The following is a 20,493-nucleotide window of genomic DNA, read 5'->3' as shown; positions in this document are numbered from 1 at the left end:
CATATCGCTACGAAATCAGTTGTCGCGTTTCGTAACGATGCCGACGGCGTTGCTCCACCGGGTCCGGGACCGGGACGGCGGCGACCAGTCGTCGGGTGTACTCCTCGCGCGGGCGGCGCAGGATGTCGTCATTGTCACCCTGTTCGACCACCGCGCCATTGCGCAGTACCACGATCCGGTCGGCGAGCTGATCCACCACGGCGAGGTCGTGGCTGATGAACAGGCAGGCCCAGCCGCATTCGCGCTGCAGGTCGGCGAAGAGCTCGAGCACCTTGGCCTGGACCGAGACGTCCAGGGCGCTGGTGGGTTCGTCGGCCACGAGCAGGTCGGGGCGCAGGACCAGGGCGCGGGCCAGGCTGACGCGCTGGCGCTGACCGCCCGAAAGCTCGTGCGGGTAGCGGTTTTCCACACCGGCCGGGAGCTGCACGTCGTCGAGCAGGTGACGGACGCGTTCGCGGGCGGCCGCCCCCTTGGCCTCCTTGTGCACCAGCAGCGGTTCGGCCACGCACTCGCCGATGGTGAGGCGCGGGTTCAGGGAGGTGGCCGGGTCCTGGAAGACGAAGCCGAAGCGCCGCCGGATGGGCCGCAGGTTGCGTTCGGAGAGTCCGGCGATATCGGTGCCGAGCACCCGCACGCTGCCCGCGGTGGGGCGTTGCAGGGCGGCCACGCAGCGGCCGATGGTGGACTTGCCGGAGCCGGATTCGCCGACCAGGCCGAGGGTTTCGCCGCGGCGCAGGCTCAGGGTGACGTCGTCGACCGCCCGGAAGGCAGGGCGGCCCAGCGGGGCCGGGAATTCCACGACCAGGTTCGAGACCTCGAGCACCGTCTCGGCATCGGCCGGGATGGGTTCGCGGACGATGGTCTTGGCCAGCGCCGCACCCGCCACCGGGGCACTGTCGGTAGCCTCGTCGGCCTCCCAGTTGTCCGGCAGCACATGCAGTTTCGGCACGGCCGCGAGCAGGGCCCGGGTGTACTCGTGCTGGGGTTCGGCGAAGAGCCGGTCCACCGGTGCCTCTTCGACGATCTTGCCCTCGCGCATCACCACGACGCGGTCGGCGAGGTCGGCGACCACGCCCATGTTGTGGGTGATGAGCACGATGGCCGCGCCGATGCGGTCGCACAGATCCCGCAGCAGTTCCAGGATTTCGGCCTGCACGGTGACGTCGAGCGCGGTGGTCGGCTCGTCGGCGATGATCACCTTGGGCTCGCAGGCGATGGCGATGGCGATCACCACGCGCTGCTTCTGGCCGCCGGAGAGCTGGTGCGGGTAGTAGTCCACCCGTGCCTCCGGGTCGGGCAGCCCGACCGCGCGCAGCAGCTCGATCGCCTTGGCGCGCGCGGCCTTCCGCTTCATGCCGGAGTGCGCGCGCAGCGCCTCGCCGATCTGGAAGCCGACGGTGAACAGCGGGTCCAGCGCCGCGCCGGGCTCCTGGAACACCATCGAGATGGCCCCGCCGCGCAGCGCGGTGAGTTCCCTCTCGCTCATCTTGGTGACGGCCTTGGTACCGAGGACGACGGTGCCCCGCACGGTGGCGGTGGGCGGCAGCAGTCCCATGGCGGTGCGGGAGCTCACCGATTTGCCGGAGCCGGATTCGCCGACCACGGCCAGCACCTCACCCGGAAACACCTGGTAGGAAACGTCGTTCACGGCCGCGACCGGACCGGAGTCGGTGGCGAAGCAGACGGTCAGGCCCTCGAAGGACAGTACGGGTTCAGGCATTGTCCGCCTCCTTCGCGGATTCGGTGGGGTCGGCCTCGACGGCAGCGATCTCGGCGGCGGGTGCCGTTGCCGCGCGGCGGGTGCGCAGCAGCGGGTTGAGCACCTCGTTGAGGCTCTCGCCGACCAGGGTCATGCCGAGCACCACCAGCACGATGGCGACGCCCGGCCACACGCCGGTCCACCAGATGCCGTTGGAGACATCGGACAGCGCCTTGTTGAGGTCGTAGCCCCATTCGGCGGCCTGGGTGGGCTCGATGCCGAAGCCGAGGAAGCCCAACCCCGCCAGGGTCAGAATGGCCTCCGCGCCGTTGAGGGTGATGAGCACCGGCAGCGACTGGGTGACATTGGCGAGGATGTGCCGGAACAGGATTCGCGTGGTGGACGCGCCGGTGACGCGCGCGGCGTCCACGTACGGTTCCTGCTTCACCGATATGGTGGCATTGCGCACCACCCGGAAGTACTGCGGCACGAAGATGACGGTGATGGCGATGGCCGCCGACAGGATGCCGCCGAAGCTCGACGACTGCCCGCCCGACACCACGATCGACACCACGATGGCCAGCAGCAGCGACGGGAACGCGTACATGGCGTCCATGAACAGCACCAGGATGCGGTCCACCCAGCGCCCGAGGTAGCCGGACACCAGGCCCAGCGGCACGCCGACGAACAGCGACAGCACCAGCGACACCGCGATCACCGACAGTGCCGTGCGCGCACCGAAGATGACGCGGGAGAACACGTCCTCGCCGCGCACCGAGGTGCCGAACCAGTGCGCCGCCGAGGGTGCCTGCTGCCGCGCGAATTCCACGCCGTCGGCGGTGCTCTGCGCGAACCCGTAGGGCGCGAGGAGCGGCGCGAAGACGGCCACCAGGATGAAGCCCGCGACCAGCGCGAGCCCGAGCAGCAGGGTGAAACGCTGCAGCCCGTGGGTCATGCGCACCAGGGCCAGGCCGGGGATGCGCAGCTTGGAGCGGGTCGGCGGAACCGTTGTGCCGACGCCGGTTTCGATGACCGCCATCAGAACCTCACTCGCGGGTCGATGAGCGCCACGATCAGGTCCACCAGGAAGCTCATGACGGCCACCACGATGGCGATGAACGCGACGATGCCCTGCACCGCAACGAAGTCGCGCGCCTGCAGGTAACTGGCCAGCTGGTAGCCCAATCCCTTCCATTCGAAGGTGGTCTCGGTGAGCACCGCGCCGCCGAGCATCATGGCGATCTGCATGCCCATCACGGTGACGACCGGGATGAGGGCATTGCGGAAGGCGTGCCGACCGGTGACGACGCGGTCCGAAAGACCACGCGCACGAGCGGCTTCGACGTAACCCGCGCGCAGCGTCTGGATCAGGTTGATGCGCACCAGCCGCAGGAACACGCCCGCGGTCAGCAGGCCGAGCGCGATCGCGGGCAGCACAGCGTGTTTCAGCACGTCGACGATGTAGCCCGTGTCGCCGTAGAGGAACGCGTCCACGATCATGATGTTGGTCTTGGGCGACACGTGCTGCAGTTGCAGCTCGACATTGGTGCTGGCCCGTCCGGCAACGGGCAGCCAGCCGAGCTTGACCGAGAAGATCAGCTTGAGCAGCAGGCCGACGAAGAACACGGGGGCGGCGTACACCAGGATGGCGAACAGCCGCAGGCTCACATCACGGGCCGAATCCCGTTTGGTGGCGGCGTATCTGCCCAGCGGCACGCCGACCGCGAAGGCCACGATGAGCGACCAGAAGACCAGCTCCAGGGTGGCCGCGCCGTAGGTGACGATGACGTCGCTGATCGCCCGATTGTCCTGGGAGCGGCCGAAATCACCGCGCAGCAGCCCGGTCAGGTACTCCCAGTACTGGGTGAGGATGGGCCGGTTCAGCCCGGCCGCCTCCTTGCGCTCCTGGATCTGCTGCGGGCTCCGCCGCCCGCCCATGGCGGCGCTGATCGGGTCGCCGATCACGCGCATGAGGAAGAAGACCAGGGTGACCAGGATCCAGGTGGTCGGGATGATGAGCAGCGCTCGCACCCCGAGGTAACGCAGCAGCGCACTGTAGCGGGAACTGCCGCCGCGCAATCGCTTTCCCGCGGGGCGGGCCGTCGCCGGCCCGCCCTTCTCCTCGATGGCCGTCACTTGCTCAGCACACCGAAGCGGAACTTGAAGGTGGGGTCGAGGGTGTCGGCGACGCCCTTGACGTTCTTGCCCGCGACCGCGATATTGCGCCCGGCCAGCAGCGGCAGCATCGGCAGGTGGTCACTGGCCAGCGAGTACTGGATCTGCTTGAGAATCTCGGCCCGCTTGGCCGGGTCCGACTCGGTGGTCTCGGCGGTGAGCAGCGCGTTGATCTTCGGATCCGAGAAGGGGTTCTGCAGCGTGTTGTTCGGGGCGAAGAACGGGGTCAGGTAGTTGTCGGCGTCCGGGAAGTCCGGGAACCAGCCGAACTGGTAGAGCGGGTAGGAGTCCTTCACCCGTTCATCCTGATACGAAACCCATTCGGTGGACTGCAGATTCACCTTGAACAGCCCGGTGGCCTCGAGCTGGTTCTTGATGGCGGCGTACTCCTCGGAGCTGGAGCCGCCGTAGTGGTCGGAGTTGTACTGCAGGTTCAGCGTGACCGGGGCGGCGACCCCGGCGTCGGCCAGGAACTTGGCGGCCGCGTCCTTGTTCGGCTTGGCGCCGTAGAGCTCCTTGTACGGCTCGGTCGCACCGGTCGCACCCTGCACCACCGACGAGTAGGCCGGGGTGTAGGTGCCCTTGTAGACGCCGGTGGCCAGCGCCTCGCGGTCGACGCTGGACGCGATCGCCTTGCGCACGGCCAGCTTCTGGGCCGGGGTGCCGCCGGGCATGGTGTTCATGTTGAAGACGATGTAGCGCAGCTCGCCACCGGGCCCCTCATGCACGGTGACCTTGCCGTCGTTACGCAGCGAATCGATGTCGGTGGGGCTCAGGCTCCGGTAGGCGACGTCGATATTGCCGTTCTGCACATCGAGCTTCAGGTTGGCCATCTCGGCGTAGAACTTCATCGAGACGCTGTCGTTCTTGGGCTTGCCGAACAGGCCGTCGTAGCCCGTGTTGGCCTTGTACTCGACCAGCTTGTTCTTGTCGTAGCTGGTGATGGTGTACGGGCCGGAGAAGGCGTTGGTCTTGACGACCTCCGCGTCGGTGAGGATCTTGTCGGCCGGGAAGCTCTTCTCGTCCACGATGATTCCGGCCTGGCTGGGCAGCACCGAGGCGAAGGTCTGATCGTTGGCGACCTTGAGCGTGAAGTTGACGGTCTTCTCGTCCGGGGCGTCGGTGTGGTCCAGATTGCCCAGCAACGAGGCGGGACCGTTGGGGTCGTTGATCTTCAGGATGCGGTCGAAGGAGAACTTCGCGCTCTTGGCGGTGAGCGGGTTCCCGTTCGCGAACTTCAGGCCGGGCTTGATCGTGCAGCTGTAGACGGTGGGCGCGGTGAAGCCGCACTTCTCGGCGGCGTCCGGCTCGGGGACCGACTTGCCGGGCGCGAAGTTCAGCAGGGTCTGGTAGATCTGCGTCTCCGCCTGCAGCGAGCCGTTGTCGTAGGCGAGGGCGGGATCCAGCGAGAAGATCTTGTCGGTGGTGCCCACCACCAGACCGGCTCCGCTCCCCCCGTCCCCGGTGCGACCCGAGCCGCAGCCCGCGGCGACGAGTGCGATGCCTGCCATGCCGACCGCGGCGAAGGTCCTCGCCCGATTCGTCTTCGAACCCATGTTGCTCAACTCTCGAACTTCGGGCGGCGTGAGTCCGGATCGCGGACATCACACCGCCACAGCGTGATGTGTCTCGGCGCACCGTAGTAACGGTTTGTTGCCTCTATGTTGCCGGGATGCCGATGAATAAAACGGTAAATCGGAAATCTGGTTATAACCAGCTGAAACTTCGGCGAACCTCATACGAAACTGAATAGTTTCCAGCCATACTGCATAACTACCGATCGAAGCCCGCCCGTCTTTCCAAGCGGGCTCGACGCCAGTTATTTGCTCAGCACACCGAATCGGAATTTCGAGGACGGGTCCAGGGTCGCCTCCACGCCCTGCACGTTCTTGCCCGCGACCGCGATCTGGTTACCCGTCAGCAGCGGCACGATGGGCAGGTGATCCGCCATCAGATCGTGCTGCAGGGTGGCCAGCACGGCCGCCCGCTTGGCCGGATCGCCCTCGGTGAGTTGGGCGTTCAGCTCCGCGGTGATCTTCGGATCGGAGAAGTGGTTGCGCAGGAAGTTGTCCTCGGTGAAGAACGGACGCAGGTAGTCGTCGGCATCCGGGTAGTCCGGGAACCAGCCGAACTGGAACGCCGGGTAGCCGTCGGAGGAGCGCGCCTTCTGGTAGGCGACCCATTCGGTGGACTGCAGGTTCACCTTGAACAGCCCGGTCGACTCCAGCTGGTTCTTGATCGCGGCGTACTCCTCGGAGCTGGCCGCGCCGTAGTGCTCGGTGGTGTACTGCAGGCTCAGCTCGACCGGCGTGGCCACACCCGCCTCGGACAGGAACTTGGCGGCCGCGTCCTTGTTCGGCTTCGCACCGTAGATGTCCTTGAGCGCGTCGGTCGCGCCCGGAAGACCCTTGGGCACCGGCGAATACAGCGGCGACCAGGTGCCCTTGAAGACATTGGTGGCCAACGCGTCGCGGTCGACGGAGGTCGCCACGGCCTTGCGGATGGCCAGCTTCTGCGCGGGGTTGCCGCCGGGCTGGGTGTTCAGGTTGAACACGATGTAGCGGGTGTCGCCGCCGGGCGCCTGGTGCACGGTCACCTTGGCGTCATTGCGCAGCGATTCCAGATCGGTCGGGGACAGCGTGTGCCAGGCGACATCGATATTGCCCTGCTGCACATCGAGTTTCAGGTTGGAGGCCTCGGCGTAGTACTTGACCGTGACGGTGTCGGTCTTGGGCTTGCCGAACAGCCCGTTGTAGTCCGGATTGGCCTTGTACTCGACCAGCTTGTTCTTGTCGTAGCTGGAGATGGTGTACGGGCCGGAGAAGGGCTTGGCCTTCACGATGTCCTCGTCGGCCATGATCTTGTCGGCCGGGAACACCTTCTCGTCCACGATGGCCGCCGCCTGGGTGGGCAGGATGGCCGGGAAGGTCTGGTCATTGGCCTTCTTCAGGGTGAAGGCCACGGTCTTGTCGTCGGGGGCGTCGGTGTGATCGAGGTTGTCCAGCAACGCCTTCGGACCCTGCGGGTCGTCGATCTTGACCATGCGGTCGAAGGAGAACTTCACGCTCTCGGCGGTCAGCGGATCGCCGTTGACGAACTTCAGGCCCGGCTTGAGCGTGCAGGTGTAGACGGTCGGGGTGGTGAACTCGCACTTCTCGGCGGCATCGGGTTTCGGGGTGGCGTCGCCGGCGGGGAAGTTCAAAAGGAACTGGTAGACCTGGGTTTCGGCCAGCAGTGAACCGTTGTCGTAAGCCTTGGCGGGATCCAGCGAGGTCACCTTGTCGGTGGTGCCGACCAGGATGCCGGTCCCCCCACCGCCGCCACCGGTCTTGCCGGAACCGCATCCGGCGATCGCAAACACGGCCAGCCCGGCGAACCCGACTGCCGCAACCTTTTTCGCGCGCATGTACTGCCCTTGCTCTCGAACACGCAGCGCCGGCGGCCGGGTCACAGGCCCGCCGCGCCGCGGTGGACATCCTTTGGCTGGGCACAGTATCGGCCGGTTATAACCGGAGTGTTGCGTTTCTGGACAATCGGTACATAAATTGCGCCATCCGCGCGCAGACGCCGATGTCTCAACTGCGACAGGAAATTTCCCGTGCCGGACCGGGAAAACAGCGGTGCCCGTCCGCGATTGCGCGGGCGGGCACCGAAAAACGCTGGTATTACGGGCGGCTCAGCGCCGAGGCATTGGCATTGTCGGCCAGCAGCTCCGACTCGGTGGTGCCGGACAGCATGCCCTCCAGCACGTTCTTGCCGATGGCCGATTCGACCGGCAGCGGGATCGGGTACTCGCCGTCGAAGCAGGCACAGCACAGCCGCGAGCGCGGCTGCTCGGTCGCGGCGATCATGGACTCGATGGAGATGTAGCCCAGGCTGTCCGCGCCGATGGAGCGGCGCACGCCCTCCACCATGTCTTCGATGCTTTCCCCGGCAATGCCCTCGGGGCCCGCGCCATTGGCGATCAGCTCCGCGCGCGAGGCGAAGTCGATGCCGTAGAAGCAGGGCCACTTGACCGGCGGCGAGGCGATGCGCACGTGGATCTCCAACGCGCCCGCCTCGCGCAGCATGCGGATCAAGGCGCGCTGGGTGTTGCCGCGCACGATGGAGTCGTCCACCACGATGAGCCGCTTGCCGCGGATGACCTCGCGAAGCGGGTTCAGCTTCAACCGGATTCCGAGCTGGCGGATGGTCTGGCTGGGCTGGATGAAGGTGCGGCCCACGTAGGCGTTCTTCATCAGGCCCTGGCCGTAGGGCACGCCGGAACCCTGCGCGTAGCCGACCGCGGCCGGGGTGCCGGACTCCGGCACCGGGATGACCAGGTCGGCGTCGATCGGGTGCTCGGCGGCCAGGCGGCGGCCGATGTCCACGCGGGTGGCGTGCACCGAGCGGCCGGAGATGGTGGAGTCGGGCCGGGCCAGGTAGACGTATTCGAAGACGCAGCCCTTGGGCGTCGGGTTGGCGAAGCGCAGCGAGCGCACCCCGTCGGCGTCGATGGCCAGCAGCTCGCCCGGCTCGATCTCGCGCACGAAGGACGCGCCCACGATGTCGAGCGCGGCGGTCTCACTGGCAACCACCCAGCCACGATCCAGGCGGCCCAGGCATAGTGGGCGCACGCCGTGCGGGTCGCGGGCGGCGTAGAGGGTGTGCTCATCCATGAAGGTGAGGCAGAAGGCGCCGCGCAGCGTCGGCAGCAACTCCATGGCGGCCTGCTCGATGCTCTTGTCCGCGGCGGCGTGCGCCAGCAGCGCGGTCATCACATCGGAGTCCGAGGTGGCGGCCACGGTGCCCGCGAGCCGGCCGGTGACCAGACCGAGATCCCTTGCCCGCGCGCTCAATTCGGCGGTGTTGACCAGATTCCCGTTGTGGCCCAGCGCGAGTCCGGTGCCGACCGCGGTGGTGCGGAAGATGGGCTGCGCGTTCTCCCAGGTGGTGGAACCCGTGGTGGAGTAGCGGCAGTGGCCGACGGCCACGTGGCCGGGCATGGCGGCCAGGGTCTGTTCGTCGAAGACCTGGCTGACCAGGCCGAGATCCTTGAACACCAGCACCTGCGACCCGTCGGCGACGGCGATGCCCGCCGCCTCCTGACCACGGTGCTGCAATGCGTAGAGTCCGTAGTAAGTGAGCTTTGCCACATCTTCGCCCGGTGCCCAGACACCGAACACACCGCACTCTTCGCGCGGTTCGTTCTCGTCCTGGTCGGGCGGGGTGGCGGCGGAGGGGAGAGTCACCGTTTGCTCCCTGTTCGGCGGGCTGGGGGCGTGAGCCATTCTACGGGTAACCGCAAGGCAACCCACCGTTGGGATAACCGGGACGGCAGGCGGTTTGCTGTTAGCGTTCGACCGTGACGGAGACCGAGCCTGCCGGCAGTGCGGAACCCAGCCCATCCCGTAAGCATCTGAGCCCGATCAGGTGGGCATTCCCCATCGTGGTGGTCACCCTGCTGGCCTCGCTGCTGGGCGTCATGTACCTCGACTACGTGGTCGATCCGGAGCAGAACCTGCACGACTTCCCGATCGCGCTGGTGAATCAGGATGTCGGCGACGATATCGGCGGCAAGCACGTGAACTTCGGTGATCAGGTCTCCGACGGTCTGCAGCAGGCGGTTCCGTCGGACCAGATCGATCTGCGGGTGCTCGGCATCAACGAGGCGCAGCTGCAGATGCAGTCGGCGCAGGTGTACGGCACCATCATCATTCCGTCCGACTTCTCCAAGCGGCTCGGCATTCTCGGCGTCGGCTCCGTGGTACCCGGAGACATCAGCAAGCCGGTCCTCACCCTGCAGACCAATCCGCGCACCGGCGCGTTCGCGACCGCGGTCGTCCAGAAATTCGGTGAGCAAGCTCTCACCCAGGTGAATACCCAAGTCGGCCAGCAGCTCACCGAACAGGTGAAGGCGCAGCTGACGCCGCCCCCGGGCGCTCCCCCGGGCGCTCCCCCGACCGACCTCTCGGCGGCCACCCGGCTGGTGCTGGCAAAGCCGCTGAATATCGTCGTCGAGCAGTTCCGGCCGCTGCCCGGCGGTTCCGGCGAGGGTCTGACGGCCTTCTTCTACAGCCTGCTGCTCCTGCTGATCGGCATGGTCGGGGCGATGATCATCCACCAGCTCATCGATTCCGCCCTCGGCTTCCTGCCGACCGAGTGGGGGCCGTGGTACGTGCACTATCCGCGCGCGTCGATCTCGCGCACGAAGACGCTGCTCATCAAGTGGTCGGCGGTGGTCGTGATGGCACTGGCGGTCTCGGGCGCGTATCTGGGCATCGCGGCCGCGCTCGGCATGCCGCTCGACAAACCGTTGCTGCTGTTCCTCTACGGCGCTTTCGTGATCATCGCGGTCGGCTTCACCTGCACCTCGGTGCTGGCCGCGGTCGGTACCTCCGGCCTGATCATCAACATCATCGTCTTCATCATCCTGGGCCTGCCCTCCTCGGGCGGCACCATCCCGATCGAGGCGACCCCGCGATACTTCGGCTGGCTGGCCCAGTTCGAGCCCATGCACCAGGTCTTCCTGGGCACCCGGTCGATCCTCTACTTCAACGGCAACGGCCAGGCGGGCCTGACGCGCGGATTCTGGATGGCGGCGCTCGGCCTGGCCATCGGCGTCACCCTGGGCCTTTTCATCACCCGCTTCTACGACCGGAAGGGCCTGGAGCGCAAGCCCGTCAACGCCGACGCCCTCGCCACCGGCAAGCACGCCAAGACGGCCGACGCCTAGCCCGGCCGCAGCGTCACACCGGCACGACCGGCAGCCACCGCGCGACCTCCGCGGCCCGGCTGCCGGACGCGCTCAACGCCCCCGACTCCACCGCCGCCTCGAACCCCAACAGCCCGGTCGCCAGCAGAAGCCAAGTCCGCGCATCGGTTTCGACCACGTTCGGCGGCGTCCCCCGGGTATGCCGCGGCCCCTCGATACACTGCACCGCCACGAACGGCGGCACCCGCACCTCCACCGAGTGCCCCGGCGCATCCGCCGCCAGCGCCCGCGCGGTCCCGCGCACGGCCGCCGCGATCTCGGTCCGGGCCGGAGCAGCGGCCGACCCATCCCGCAGCCACTCCCCCACCGCGGCCACCGCCGCCCGCACCTGAACCGGATCCACCTCACCACGTCGCGCCATGCCGCGAGGCTACCGCCGCCGCTTCCGGATCGAAGCAGCGGCGGCTTCACCTGCTACCGGCGCGATTTCAGAGCCCGCTGAGGAACGGGATGCTGCCCGCGGAACCGGTTCCCGTGGACGCGGCCGCCACGACGCAGCTGGTCGGGCCGTAGGTGAAGTTCCAGCCGGGCCCGGACTCGGCGGCGTACAGCTTGTGGGTGCCCGCCGTCGCGGGGGTCCACTGCACGCTGGCGGAAGTGCCCTTGCCGTCGGCGACGAAGACGGGCGAACCGATCGCCACGCTCTTGCCGTCGGGGCCGACCTCACTGAACGCGACGGTGGTGTTCGGATTCAGAATGGCGGCGCTGACCGTGTAGGTCCCGTTCACCTGCAGGGTCGTGCTCGACACCGCGGGCTGATCGGCCGGAATCGATCCCGAGGCGAAGGTGCAGCCCGAGGAGGGCTGTCCGGTGTCGGCCACCGCCGCGCTCCCGCCCACGGTCACGGTGGCGACTGCCACCGCCGCGGCGATTCCGCACTCGATCGCCCTGCGCGCACGCCGATTTCCCAGTGAAATCACCGAGTCTCCCCACTATCTACCCCCGACTCCAGGGGGCGTCGAAATATCTTGCATTGCAACACCATTGCCGCAACAGGGAGCAACGTATCAGCCGCCACCGACAGCCGATCGATCTTGGTGTGAACCGGTTACACAGGCCGCGGGGAGCGGCGGGCCAGGCGCGGGGCCAGTGCTCCCCCGGCATTGAGGGCCAGGTGCAGCAGGGCCGGGGCGGTGGCACTGCCGGTGTGGTGGCGGAGGCGGTCGAAGAGCAGACCGGCGGCGGTGGTGATGGCGACCGTGGCGGCGACGGGATCGGCCGCGGCGCGGGCGGGTTGGATGTGGGAGAGGCCGAAGGTCAAGGCGGACAGGGCGATTCCGGCGGGACCGGCGGCCTGCTCGAGCAAGGGTGTCAGGGTGGAGCGGTAGACGAGTTCCTCGGTGAGGACGGTGCCGCCGGGGATGTGCAGGGCGGTCCATTCGACGGTGGAGACGCCGGGGCCGCGATCGTCGAGTCCGGCCAGGTGGCGGCGGGTCGCCGGAACGGCCAGGGCCACGGCGTATCCGGAGAGGACCACCCCGGCAGCAGCCGCACCGGCACGCAGTCCGCGGGGTGACAGCCAATTCGGCTCACCGCCGAACGCGAGGGTGTAAGCGGCCGCGAAAGCGGTATTGGCGGCGGTGCGGCCGCGTAGATCGAGGTCCAGGGCGGGAAGTACCCGATTGCTCCAGAGCAGCGGGAGTGCCGTCGCGGCAAGGTGTTTCGGGCGCAGCACGGCTATTTGACCGCTCGTTCGTAGGCTTCGGCGAGTTCGATCTGGGTGCGGATGCGTTCGGCCACGTCCTGGTCCCAGTCCGGCGGTGCGGCAATGGCGGCCCAGCCGTCGAGGACCAGGGAGCCGTAGCGGTGGCCGTGGCCTTCGCTGACGCCCTGGGCGTTGGTGAGGTCGGCGACCACCTGCCAGAAGGTGACGAAGGGCCACCAGCGCATCTGCGGGGAGACGTCCGCGCCGCGTGGCTCCGACAGCCAATCCGGTTGGGAGAAGATGAGATCCGAGGACCACCAGACGATGGGGTCCGACGGGTGTTGCAGGTAGGCGATGCGCGGTTTGCGCCAGTCGGCGGAGGGTTTGCCCAGATCGGCGGCGGTGGCGGCGAATCGGACCACCAGGCCGTCGGCGTAGATGGGATCCACCTCGCGGGTGCCGGGGTCGCGGCGCTGAACGAACTGCTGCCACAGGCGATTCGAGTTGGGCGGGCCCACCCACAGCGCGCCGTCCACCTTCGAGCGCAGGTCGGCCAGGCCGTCGAAGGCGGATTCGGAGCCCTGCGAGCCCAGGGATTCGCCGTACACCAGCAGTTTCGGCCGATGCTCGGGCGGGCGCCGCGACCAGTGCTCGTACACGGCGTCGAACATCTTCTTACCATTGACCGCCACCTTCTGCCGGTCCGCCAGGAACGACAGCACACTCGGCAGATACGAGTACTGCGAGGCCACGATGGCGGTGTCGCCGCCCCACATGTATTCCAGGGCCGCGGCCGCCTCGCCGTTCACCCAGCCGGTGCCGGTGGTGGTGGCCAGCACCAGCACCTTGCGGTCGAAGGCCCCGGTGCGCTCGAGTTCGGCGACGGCCAGCTCCTCCTCGGTGGTGTCCTGGCTCGCCGATTGCAGGCCCACGTACACCCGGATCGGTTCGCGCGCGGGCTTTCCGGTGGCGGCGGTGATCAGCATGGGATCGGGTCCGTGCGAGACGAACCAGCGGCCCTCCGAGCCGAGGGTCTCCCACTTGGCCAGCGACGCCGGGCTGCCCGAACGCTCCGGTTTCGTGGGCTGTACCGCGTATTCGGTCATCTTGTCGTTGCGAACGCTGAAGGCGGAGTTGGCGACCGCGAAGAACGCGCGGGTGGCGACACCGTTGAACAGGGTCACGATGAGCACCGTGAGCAGCAGCGCCCCGGTGGCGGGCGCGAGCGTGGGCGGCACCTTCACCCACCGGCTGAGCAGCCGGGCCAGCAGGCGCACGGCCGCCCGCAGCGTGCGGTACACCGCCACCACCAGCGCGCCGACCGCGAAACTCAGCGCGCCCGTGCGCAGATACGCGGCGCGGGTGGTGCCCTCCATGCCCATCAGGCCGGTGATCTCGCGCTGCCAGTCGGCGGAGAGCACCAGCATGCGGGCGGCCACCAGGATGCAGGCGACCACCACGACGACCTTCGCCAGGTAGCGCGCCCATTCGGGCGGGGTGACCATCCGGAGGTGCGGCCGAATCCACCTGCGGAACAACCACTGCAGCACGCAGCCCACGCCGTATCCGATGGCGGCATTGAGGCCGGAGATCAGCCCCTGGAACAGCCAGTCGCGCGGAACCAGCGACGGCGTCACCGACCAGGCGAAGAAGATGGTGGCCACCACCAGGCCGGTGTGATTGAGGTCGACGATGTCCTCGACGCGGCGCGCGAACACCGCGACCTTGCGACCCCAGCCGCGCCGGAACAGCTTCCGATACGCCACGGCCCCACGCCTGTACAACACGGTGCCGCGAGTGCGCAGCCGTGTCAGGGCTTCGGCGGAGTCCAGCACCCGTCCAGTATGGAGGCAACCGGCCGGAATCCGGGGACGCGAGCGTGTGAGAGGGGCCATCACACCGGCGTGTCGGGCGGCATCTACCCACGGCGCTCGAGTAGTAGTACTCGGTCGAAGCGGCGCGGTCCTCGACAGACTCACATCCCATGAGCACACCGAGCGCACAGACCAAGAGCACCACCGCGTTTCTGGCTCAGGCCATGATCGCCTTCGGAATCAGCTTCTCCGCCTTGGTCATCGGCATCGCGTACCTGCCCCTCGATATCTGGCAGCGCGGATTCCTGCTGATGGCAATGCTGTTCCTGGTGAGCAGCAGCTTCACCCTCGCGAAAGTGATTCGCGACCAACACGAGTCCACCAGGGTGACCCACCGCATCGACGAGGCCCGGATGGCAAAACTGATGGCCGAACACGACCCATTCAAGATCAACTGAGCTGTCCCGCCCCCTCCCGGGTGAACAGGACGACGAGAGCCCGCCGGAACGAGGGGAACCGGCGGGCTCTCACTATGTCCACGGCCGTGCGGCCGAATGGGTTCGGCTCAGTGGTCGGAGTTGCCGAACAGGGCGGGCAGCGTGCCCTCGTGGGCGGCGCGGAGGTCGTCGAGCTTCACGCTGAACTGGCCCTGCACCTCGACCGAGTCCGAGCCGTCGTCGACCACGCCGATGCGCACCCACGGCAGGCCGCGGGCATCGCACATCTTGCTGAAGCGGGTCTCCTCCGAGCGCGGCACGGCCACCAGCACGCGGCCCGCGGACTCGGAGAACAGGGTGACGAACGGGTCCGCGCCCTCGGGAAGGAGGATGCGGCAGGCGGTTTCACCCGCGAGCGCCGCCTCGACGACGGTCTGGATCAGGCCGCCCTCGGAGATGTCGTGGGCCGCGGAGATCATGCCGTCGCGCGAACCGGAGACCAGGATCTCCGAGATCAGCTGCTCGCGAGCCAGATCCACCTGGGGCGGCAGGCCGCCGAGGTGATCGTGCTCGACCTGCGCCCAGATGGAGCCGTCCAGCTCGTCGCGGGTCTCGCCGAGCAGGATGAGGGTCTCGCCCGGCTCGGTGCCCAGGCCGGTCGGGATGCGGCGGTGCACATCGTCGATGACGCCCAGCACGCCGACCACGGGGGTGGGCAGGATGGCGGTCTGGCCGGTCTGGTTGTAGAAGGACACATTGCCGCCGGTGACCGGAATGCCCAGCGCCGCACAGCCGTCCGCGAGACCGCGCACGGCCTGCTGGAACTGCCACATGACGCCCGGGTCCTCCGGCGAACCGAAGTTGAGGCAGTTGGTGACGGCCTTCGGAGTGGCGCCGGTGACGGCGACATTGCGGAAGGCCTCGGCCAGCGCCAGCTGCGCGCCGGTGTAGGGGTCGAGCTTGGTGTAGCGGCCCGAGGCGTCGGTGGCCAGCGCGATGCCGCGGCCGGTCTCCTCGTCGATGCGGATGACACCGGCGTCGGCGTTCTCGGCCAGCACGGTATTGCCGCGCACGTAGCGGTCGTACTGCTCGGTTATCCACTTGCGCGAGCACAGCTGCGGGCTGGCCAGCATCTTCAGCAGGGTGTCGCGCAGTTCGTCGCCGGTCTCGGGCCGGTTCAGGCGCGAGGCCGAATCCGCGTTCAGCGCATCCTGATCCGCGGGGCGCTGCACCGGGCGCTCGTAGACCGGGCCCTGGTGGGCGACGGTGCGCGGCGGCACGTCGACCACGATTTCGTCGTGCCAGGTGATGATGAGGCGCTCGCCGTCGGTGACCTCACCGATGACGGTGGCGGTGACGTCCCACTTGCGGCACACGGCCATGAAGGCGTCCACATTGTCGGGGGTGACGACCGCGCACATGCGCTCCTGCGACTCGCTCGAAAGGATCTCGGCGGGAGTCATATTGGCGGCGCGCAGCGGCACCTGGTCCAGCTCGATGTGCATACCGCCGTCACCGGCCGCGGCCAATTCCGAAGTGGCGCAGGACAGGCCCGCGCCGCCGAGGTCCTGGATGCCCACCACGAGTCCGGCGTGGTACAGCTCGAGACAGCACTCGATGAGCACCTTCTCGGCGAACGGGTCGCCGACCTGGACGCTGGGCAGCTTCTTACGGCCGGAACCGGATTCGTCGCCGGAGAAGGTGTCCGAGGCCAGCACGGACACGCCGCCGATGCCGTCGAGGCCGGTGCGCGCGCCGAAAAGAATGATCTTGTTGCCCTGGCCGGAGGCGAAGGCCAAGTGCAGGTCCTCGACGCGCATGACGCCCGCGCACAGCGCGTTCACCAGCGGATTGCCCTGGTAGGACGGGTCGAACACGGTCTCGCCGCCGACATTCGGCAGCCCCAGCGAGTTGCCGTAGCCGCCGACGCCGCGCACCACGCCGTCGACCACGCGCCGGGTGTCCGGGTGGTCGGCCGCGCCGAAGCGCAGCTGATCCATCACCGCGATCGGGCGCGCGCCCATGGCCATGATGTCGCGCACGATGCCGCCGACGCCGGTGGCAGCGCCCTGGTAGGGCTCCACATACGAGGGGTGGTTGTGCGATTCGACCTTGAAGGTCACCGCCCAGCCGCCGCCGATGTCCACCACGCCCGCGTTCTCGCCGATGCCCGCGAGCATGGACTTCTTCATCTCCTCGGTGGTGGTCTCACCGAAGTAGCGCAGGTGCACCTTGGACGACTTGTACGAGCAGTGCTCCGACCACATCACCGAGTACATGGCGAGCTCGGCATCGGTGGGACGGCGGCCCAGGATCTCCTTGATCCGGGCGTACTCGTCATCCTTGAGGCCGAGTTCCTTGTAGGGCTGCGGGTGGTCCGAGGTGGCCGCGGCGTTGCTGACGGTATCGACGTGGCTGGTCACGGGAATACCAGAGTCCTTTCGGCCGGGCAGGTCGGAAGCGATTGCCCGCGTTGCTGGATGTCGGCGAGATATACGATGCGAGTCTAATTCCCGTCGATTCGAGCCCTTTACCCCGGCTCCCCGCCTCCCCGCGACTTCAGCGCACGGCAGAGAGCCGTCGCCATTCATGCACGCGCGCCTGCGATTAGGCACCACACCGATTTCGGCCGTACCCGGTGAGTTACCCCGATCGGCACGAAATCAGCCGTCACCTCGGTATACGAACCCGAGGCCGCCGGTAGCGTGATATTGGGCACTTCCGGGCCTCATGCCGCTGACCGAGACGAGGCCGGTCACCCGCTACCCTGGGCCCGTGAACGATCGATCCGGGGTCGCGGATTCGACCGAGAAGCCCGTGTCGACGCCGGGAAGGCTGACGCGACGGCAGGGGCAGTTGCTGGCGGGCGCGATCGCGCTGTTCGCGGTGTCGGCTGTGATCAGTTATGTGGTCAAGTGGCACGGGTACATCGATCTACAGGTGTATCGGAACGGGGCGCGGGCCTGGCTCGACGACAAGGACCTGTACGGGCCGATGCCCGCGGTCTATGGAATCGGGCTGCCGTTCACGTATCCGCCGTTGGCCGCGTTGTTCTTCGCGCCGCTGGCCCTGATGCCGCTGGCCGTCGCCGAATGGGCGGTGCTGGTGGTGTCCATCGCGTCGCTCGGGGTGACGCTGTGGCTGGTGCTGGATCGGCTGCGGCCGAGTCTGGCCTGGCCGACCAGGGTTGCGGTGGTCATCGCCGCGGTGGCGCTGACACAGCTGCTGGAGCCGATTCGCGAGACCTACGGGTTCGGGCAGATCAATCTGGTGCTGATGGCGGCGGTGGCGCTGGATTGCCTGGCGCGCAAGCCGTTCTGGCCGCGCGGCATGCTGATCGGCATCGCGGTGTCGGTGAAGCTGACGCCCGGCGGCTATCTGCTCTACTTCCTGCTGCGCCGGGACTGGAAGGGCGCGATCACGGTGGTGCTGTCCGCCATCGGCGCGGTGCTGGTGGGTTTCGTGGTCTTCCCGCACGATTCGCCGCAGTACTGGTTCCACACCCTCGCCGACACCGGCCGCATCGGCCCGCCCTGGTACGCGGGCAATCAGTCGCTCAAGGGCTTCGTCTTCCGGCTCGGCTACTCCACGACGGTCGCCACGCTGCTGTGGCTGATCCTGTCGGCGGTCGCCGTGACACTGGCCGCGCTGTGGATGAAACGCCTGCTGGAAGCCGACGCGACGGTGGCCGCCCTGATGGTCAATGCCGCTGCGGTGCTGCTGGTTTCCCCGGTCTCCTGGTCGCACCACTGGGTGTGGATCGCGCCCGCGCTGCTGGTGGCCGCCGACGCCATCGCCCGCGGCCGGCGCAACCCCTGGTTCCTGGGCGCGGTGGGATTCGCCGTGGTCATGTTCGCCGTCGGCCCGATGTGGCTGCTCCCGCACAACGGCGACCGCGAACTCACCTGGAGCTGGTGGCAACAGCTCATCGGCAACAGCTACGTGCTGTTCACCTTCGGCATCTTCGTCGTGGCGCAATTCCGCCTCCCCGCGACTTCGGCGGACAGCAAAGAGCCGTCATAGCTGACATTCCGTGCCTGCGTTGGGTGCCCACCCGATTCTGGGGGTACCCGGTGAGTTACCCCGACCGTCACCAGATCAGCCGTCGCGTCGGCAATCGGCCAGGGCCCGCTAGCGCGCGGAGTCCGGGGTGAGGAAGGCCGCGAGGGCGCAGGCGTAGGCGGGAACGTCTGCGGCGCCCATCAATTCGCGGGCCGAGTGCATGGCCAGCTGGGCCGCGCCGACATCCACGGTCGGCATGCCGGTACCGGCCGCCGTCATCGGGCCGATGGTGGAGCCGCAGGGCAGGTCGGCGCGGTGGACGTAGCGCTGCAGGGGGACCTCGGCCTGCGCGCAGGCCAGCGCGAAGGCCCCCGCGCCGACGGCATCGGTGGCGTAGCGCAGGTTCTGATTGACCTTGAGCACCGGACCGCCGTTCACCTCGATGCGGTGCGCGGGCTCGTGCCGCTCGGGATAGTTCGGGTGGGTGGCGTGGGCCATATCGCCGGAGGCGCACACCGAACCGGCCAGCGCCGCCAGGTATTCGGCGCGCCCGCCGCCGCGGGTGAGCACGATCCGCTCCAGAACCGTTGCCAGAAGCCCGGATTGGGCGCCGCGGTCGGACTGGCTGCCGACCTCCTCGTGGTCGAACATGGCCAGCACCGGCACCGCCGCGCCGGGTTCGGCGATGGCGGCCAGGAAGGCCCGCAGTCCGGCGTAGCAGGTGCCCTGATTGTCCAGCCGGGGCGCGCTGACCAGGTCCAGGTCGCGCCCGATCAGCTTGGAGGGCACCAGATCATGGGTCATCAGCTCCCAGCCCAGCACCGCGCCGGGCTCGATGCCGGAGCGTTCGGCGATGAAGGTCATGAACGAGCGCGGCTCGCCGCCGATCCCCCACACCGCGTTCACGTGCCGCTGCGGATCGAGCTGCACCCCGCGCCGGTCCTCGGACAGGTGGATGGCCAGCTGCGGCACCCGCAGGATCGGCTCGTCGATGCGAATCAGCCGCTCCCGCACCACATTCCCGTCGCGCACCGACAGCCGCCCGGAGATGCCGAGGTCCCGGTCCAGCCACGAGTTCAGCCAGGCGCCGCCGTAGGGTTCCAGCCCGACCAGCTGCCAGCCCGCCACCGCCAGATCCGGATGCTGTTTGACCCGCAGATTGGGGCTGTCGGTATGGGCCCCGACCACCCGGAACGGGCTGGCCTGCCCGACCCGGAAACCGGTGGGCGCGCCCGGCCCGCCGTCGGCCCAGGCGACCAGGGAGCCGCCGCGCACCACGTAGTAGCGGCCCGCGCTGCTGGAGGGCCAGGGGGCGGATTCGGAAAGTCTGGTGAAGCCGTGATCGTCGAGTTCCGCTGCGACAGTTCGGCAGACGTGGAACGGCGACGGGGAGGCATCGATGAATTCACACAGGCCGGCGGCGGTCGCGGTGGTCTCGGCAACGGGCATGCAACAGATCCTAAGCAACCGTGACTCAGATCAACTCGCGGCTCACCCCGCCGCGCCGGGGCTCCCCCCTGACGATGTCGATGCGCCCTACTCGGGCACCGGCGCTCCGGCTACCCGGCCCAGCAGCCGGACCAACTCCAGGTAGTCGTCACTTCCGAGACTGCGGCGCATTTCGGTCTCGGCACGGGCCTCCTCGGCACGGACCTCGGCGACCAATTCCTCGCCGCGGCGGCTGAGCCCGATGAGAATGCGGCGGCGATCGTCGGCGGCGGCGACCCGGAAGATGAGCCCGCGCTCGGCGAGATGGTCGGCGTGGCGGGTGGCCGAGGACGGGGGTAGCTGGGATCGCCCGGCCAGTTCGCTCATGGTGATGCCGACGTCAGCGGATAGATTGGTGAGCATGCACCACTGATCGGCGGTGAGCCGCCTGGCACACAGCGCGGCGTCCAGGTGACGAAGCCAACTCCGTTCGGCCGCTCGGAGGGCTCCATGCAAGGTGGAATATCCACCTAGTGTCG

At 68.2% G+C, this 20,493-nt stretch carries 16 protein-coding genes; 3 read left to right on the top strand and 13 right to left on the bottom strand.

What is annotated here, in order from left to right:
* Positions 1-7 precede the first annotated feature (7 nt).
* From NS2_RS14280 to purF, 6 genes are all read right to left on the bottom strand, one after another.
* Positions 8-1,720 (bottom strand): ABC transporter ATP-binding protein, encoded by a 1,713-nt coding sequence (locus tag NS2_RS14280; RefSeq protein ID WP_033087901.1) that lies wholly within the window; start codon positions 1,718-1,720, stop codon positions 8-10.
* Entirely contained in the window at positions 1,713-2,738 is a 1,026-nt protein-coding gene (locus NS2_RS14275) for an ABC transporter permease (RefSeq protein ID WP_045437829.1), read from the bottom strand. The genes NS2_RS14280 and NS2_RS14275 overlap by 8 nt, the downstream gene beginning before the upstream one ends.
* Positions 2,738-3,778 (bottom strand): ABC transporter permease, encoded by a 1,041-nt coding sequence (locus NS2_RS14270; RefSeq protein WP_033087930.1) that lies wholly within the window; start codon positions 3,776-3,778, stop codon positions 2,738-2,740. The genes NS2_RS14275 and NS2_RS14270 overlap by 1 nt, the downstream gene beginning before the upstream one ends.
* A 53-nt stretch (positions 3,779-3,831) precedes the next feature.
* On the bottom strand, positions 3,832-5,385 hold the full coding sequence (locus NS2_RS14265) for an ABC transporter substrate-binding protein (protein WP_033087929.1): 1,554 nt from the start codon (positions 5,383-5,385) through the stop codon (positions 3,832-3,834).
* Positions 5,386-5,693: 308 nt separating this feature from the next.
* Positions 5,694-7,280: an ABC transporter substrate-binding protein gene (locus NS2_RS14260; protein WP_033087900.1), complete on the bottom strand. Its 1,587-nt coding sequence runs from the start codon at positions 7,278-7,280 to the stop codon at positions 5,694-5,696.
* Between the two features lie 259 nt (positions 7,281-7,539).
* Entirely contained in the window at positions 7,540-9,105 is a 1,566-nt protein-coding gene (purF, locus tag NS2_RS14255) for an amidophosphoribosyltransferase (RefSeq protein ID WP_036548400.1), read from the bottom strand.
* Positions 9,106-9,281: 176 nt separating this feature from the next.
* On the opposite strand from purF, the gene NS2_RS14250 reads away from it, so the two are divergent.
* Entirely contained in the window at positions 9,282-10,589 is a 1,308-nt protein-coding gene (locus NS2_RS14250) for a YhgE/Pip domain-containing protein (protein ID WP_052086418.1), read from the top strand.
* A gap of 13 nt (positions 10,590-10,602) precedes the next feature.
* Here the strand turns inward: NS2_RS14250 and NS2_RS14245 are convergent, their stop codons facing one another.
* The 4 genes from NS2_RS14245 to NS2_RS14230 all read right to left on the bottom strand — a co-directional run bounded on the left by NS2_RS14245 (position 10,603) and on the right by NS2_RS14230 (position 14,108).
* The gene (locus tag NS2_RS14245; protein WP_033087898.1) at positions 10,603-10,989 is read right to left on the bottom strand and encodes a sterol carrier family protein; all 387 of its coding nucleotides are present in this window, start codon (positions 10,987-10,989) and stop codon (positions 10,603-10,605) included.
* A gap of 67 nt (positions 10,990-11,056) precedes the next feature.
* The gene (locus NS2_RS14240) at positions 11,057-11,548 is read right to left on the bottom strand and encodes a hypothetical protein (RefSeq protein WP_033087897.1); all 492 of its coding nucleotides are present in this window, start codon (positions 11,546-11,548) and stop codon (positions 11,057-11,059) included.
* Positions 11,549-11,676: 128 nt separating this feature from the next.
* A complete protein-coding gene (locus tag NS2_RS14235) occupies positions 11,677-12,303 on the bottom strand; it encodes a CPBP family intramembrane glutamic endopeptidase (RefSeq protein WP_096490738.1) in 627 nt (208 codons plus the stop codon).
* A 2-nt stretch (positions 12,304-12,305) separates the two neighbouring features.
* Positions 12,306-14,108 carry an alpha/beta hydrolase gene (locus NS2_RS14230; RefSeq protein WP_228102536.1) on the bottom strand — a complete coding sequence of 601 codons (1,803 nt, stop codon included), beginning with the start codon at positions 14,106-14,108 and terminating at the stop codon, positions 12,306-12,308.
* Positions 14,109-14,257: 149 nt separating this feature from the next.
* Here NS2_RS14230 and NS2_RS14225 point away from each other — a divergent pair, with 149 nt between their 5' ends.
* Positions 14,258-14,545 carry a YiaA/YiaB family inner membrane protein gene (locus tag NS2_RS14225; protein ID WP_033087895.1) on the top strand — a complete coding sequence of 96 codons (288 nt, stop codon included), beginning with the start codon at positions 14,258-14,260 and terminating at the stop codon, positions 14,543-14,545.
* 107 nt (positions 14,546-14,652) lie between these two features.
* Here NS2_RS14225 and purL read toward each other — a convergent pair whose 3' ends face one another.
* Positions 14,653-16,947 (bottom strand): phosphoribosylformylglycinamidine synthase subunit PurL, encoded by a 2,295-nt coding sequence (gene purL, locus NS2_RS14220; protein ID WP_033087894.1) that lies wholly within the window; start codon positions 16,945-16,947, stop codon positions 14,653-14,655.
* A gap of 352 nt (positions 16,948-17,299) precedes the next feature.
* Between purL and NS2_RS14215 the strand changes: the two genes are divergently transcribed.
* Complete coding sequence (locus NS2_RS14215) at positions 17,300-18,547, top strand: glycosyltransferase 87 family protein (RefSeq protein ID WP_228102537.1); 1,248 nt, start codon at positions 17,300-17,302, stop codon at positions 18,545-18,547.
* Positions 18,548-18,655: 108 nt separating this feature from the next.
* On the opposite strand, the gene NS2_RS14210 is transcribed toward NS2_RS14215, so the two are convergent.
* Positions 18,656-19,975 carry a M18 family aminopeptidase gene (locus NS2_RS14210; RefSeq protein ID WP_033087893.1) on the bottom strand — a complete coding sequence of 440 codons (1,320 nt, stop codon included), beginning with the start codon at positions 19,973-19,975 and terminating at the stop codon, positions 18,656-18,658.
* Positions 19,976-20,062: 87 nt separating this feature from the next.
* Positions 20,063-20,470, bottom strand: coding sequence for a MarR family winged helix-turn-helix transcriptional regulator (locus NS2_RS14205; protein ID WP_036548412.1), 408 nt, complete (start codon positions 20,468-20,470; stop codon positions 20,063-20,065).
* Positions 20,471-20,493 lie beyond the last annotated feature (23 nt).

It is taken from the genome of Nocardia seriolae NBRC 15557, from assembly GCF_007990715.1.
GTDB classification, from domain to species: domain Bacteria; phylum Actinomycetota; class Actinomycetes; order Mycobacteriales; family Mycobacteriaceae; genus Nocardia; species Nocardia seriolae.
The sequence above is the reverse complement of the archived record's forward strand: the minus strand, read 5'-3'. Positions and strand labels throughout refer to the sequence as shown.

What these genes read in the sequence shown, in the direction of transcription:
- NS2_RS14280 (WP_033087901.1), bottom strand. Translation starts at nt 1,720, where the DNA reads ATGCCTGAACCCGTACTGTCCTTCGAGGGCCTGACCGTCTGCTTCGCC.
- NS2_RS14275 (WP_045437829.1), bottom strand. Translation starts at nt 2,738, where the DNA reads ATGGCGGTCATCGAAACCGGCGTCGGCACAACGGTTCCGCCGACCCGC.
- NS2_RS14265 (WP_033087929.1), bottom strand. Translation starts at nt 5,385, where the DNA reads ATGGCAGGCATCGCACTCGTCGCCGCGGGCTGCGGCTCGGGTCGCACC.
- NS2_RS14260 (WP_033087900.1), bottom strand. Translation starts at nt 7,280, where the DNA reads ATGCGCGCGAAAAAGGTTGCGGCAGTCGGGTTCGCCGGGCTGGCCGTG.
- NS2_RS14245 (WP_033087898.1), bottom strand. Translation starts at nt 10,989, where the DNA reads ATGGCGCGACGTGGTGAGGTGGATCCGGTTCAGGTGCGGGCGGCGGTG.
- NS2_RS14225 (WP_033087895.1), top strand. Translation starts at nt 14,258, where the DNA reads ATGAGCACACCGAGCGCACAGACCAAGAGCACCACCGCGTTTCTGGCT.
- NS2_RS14210 (WP_033087893.1), bottom strand. Translation starts at nt 19,975, where the DNA reads ATGCCCGTTGCCGAGACCACCGCGACCGCCGCCGGCCTGTGTGAATTC.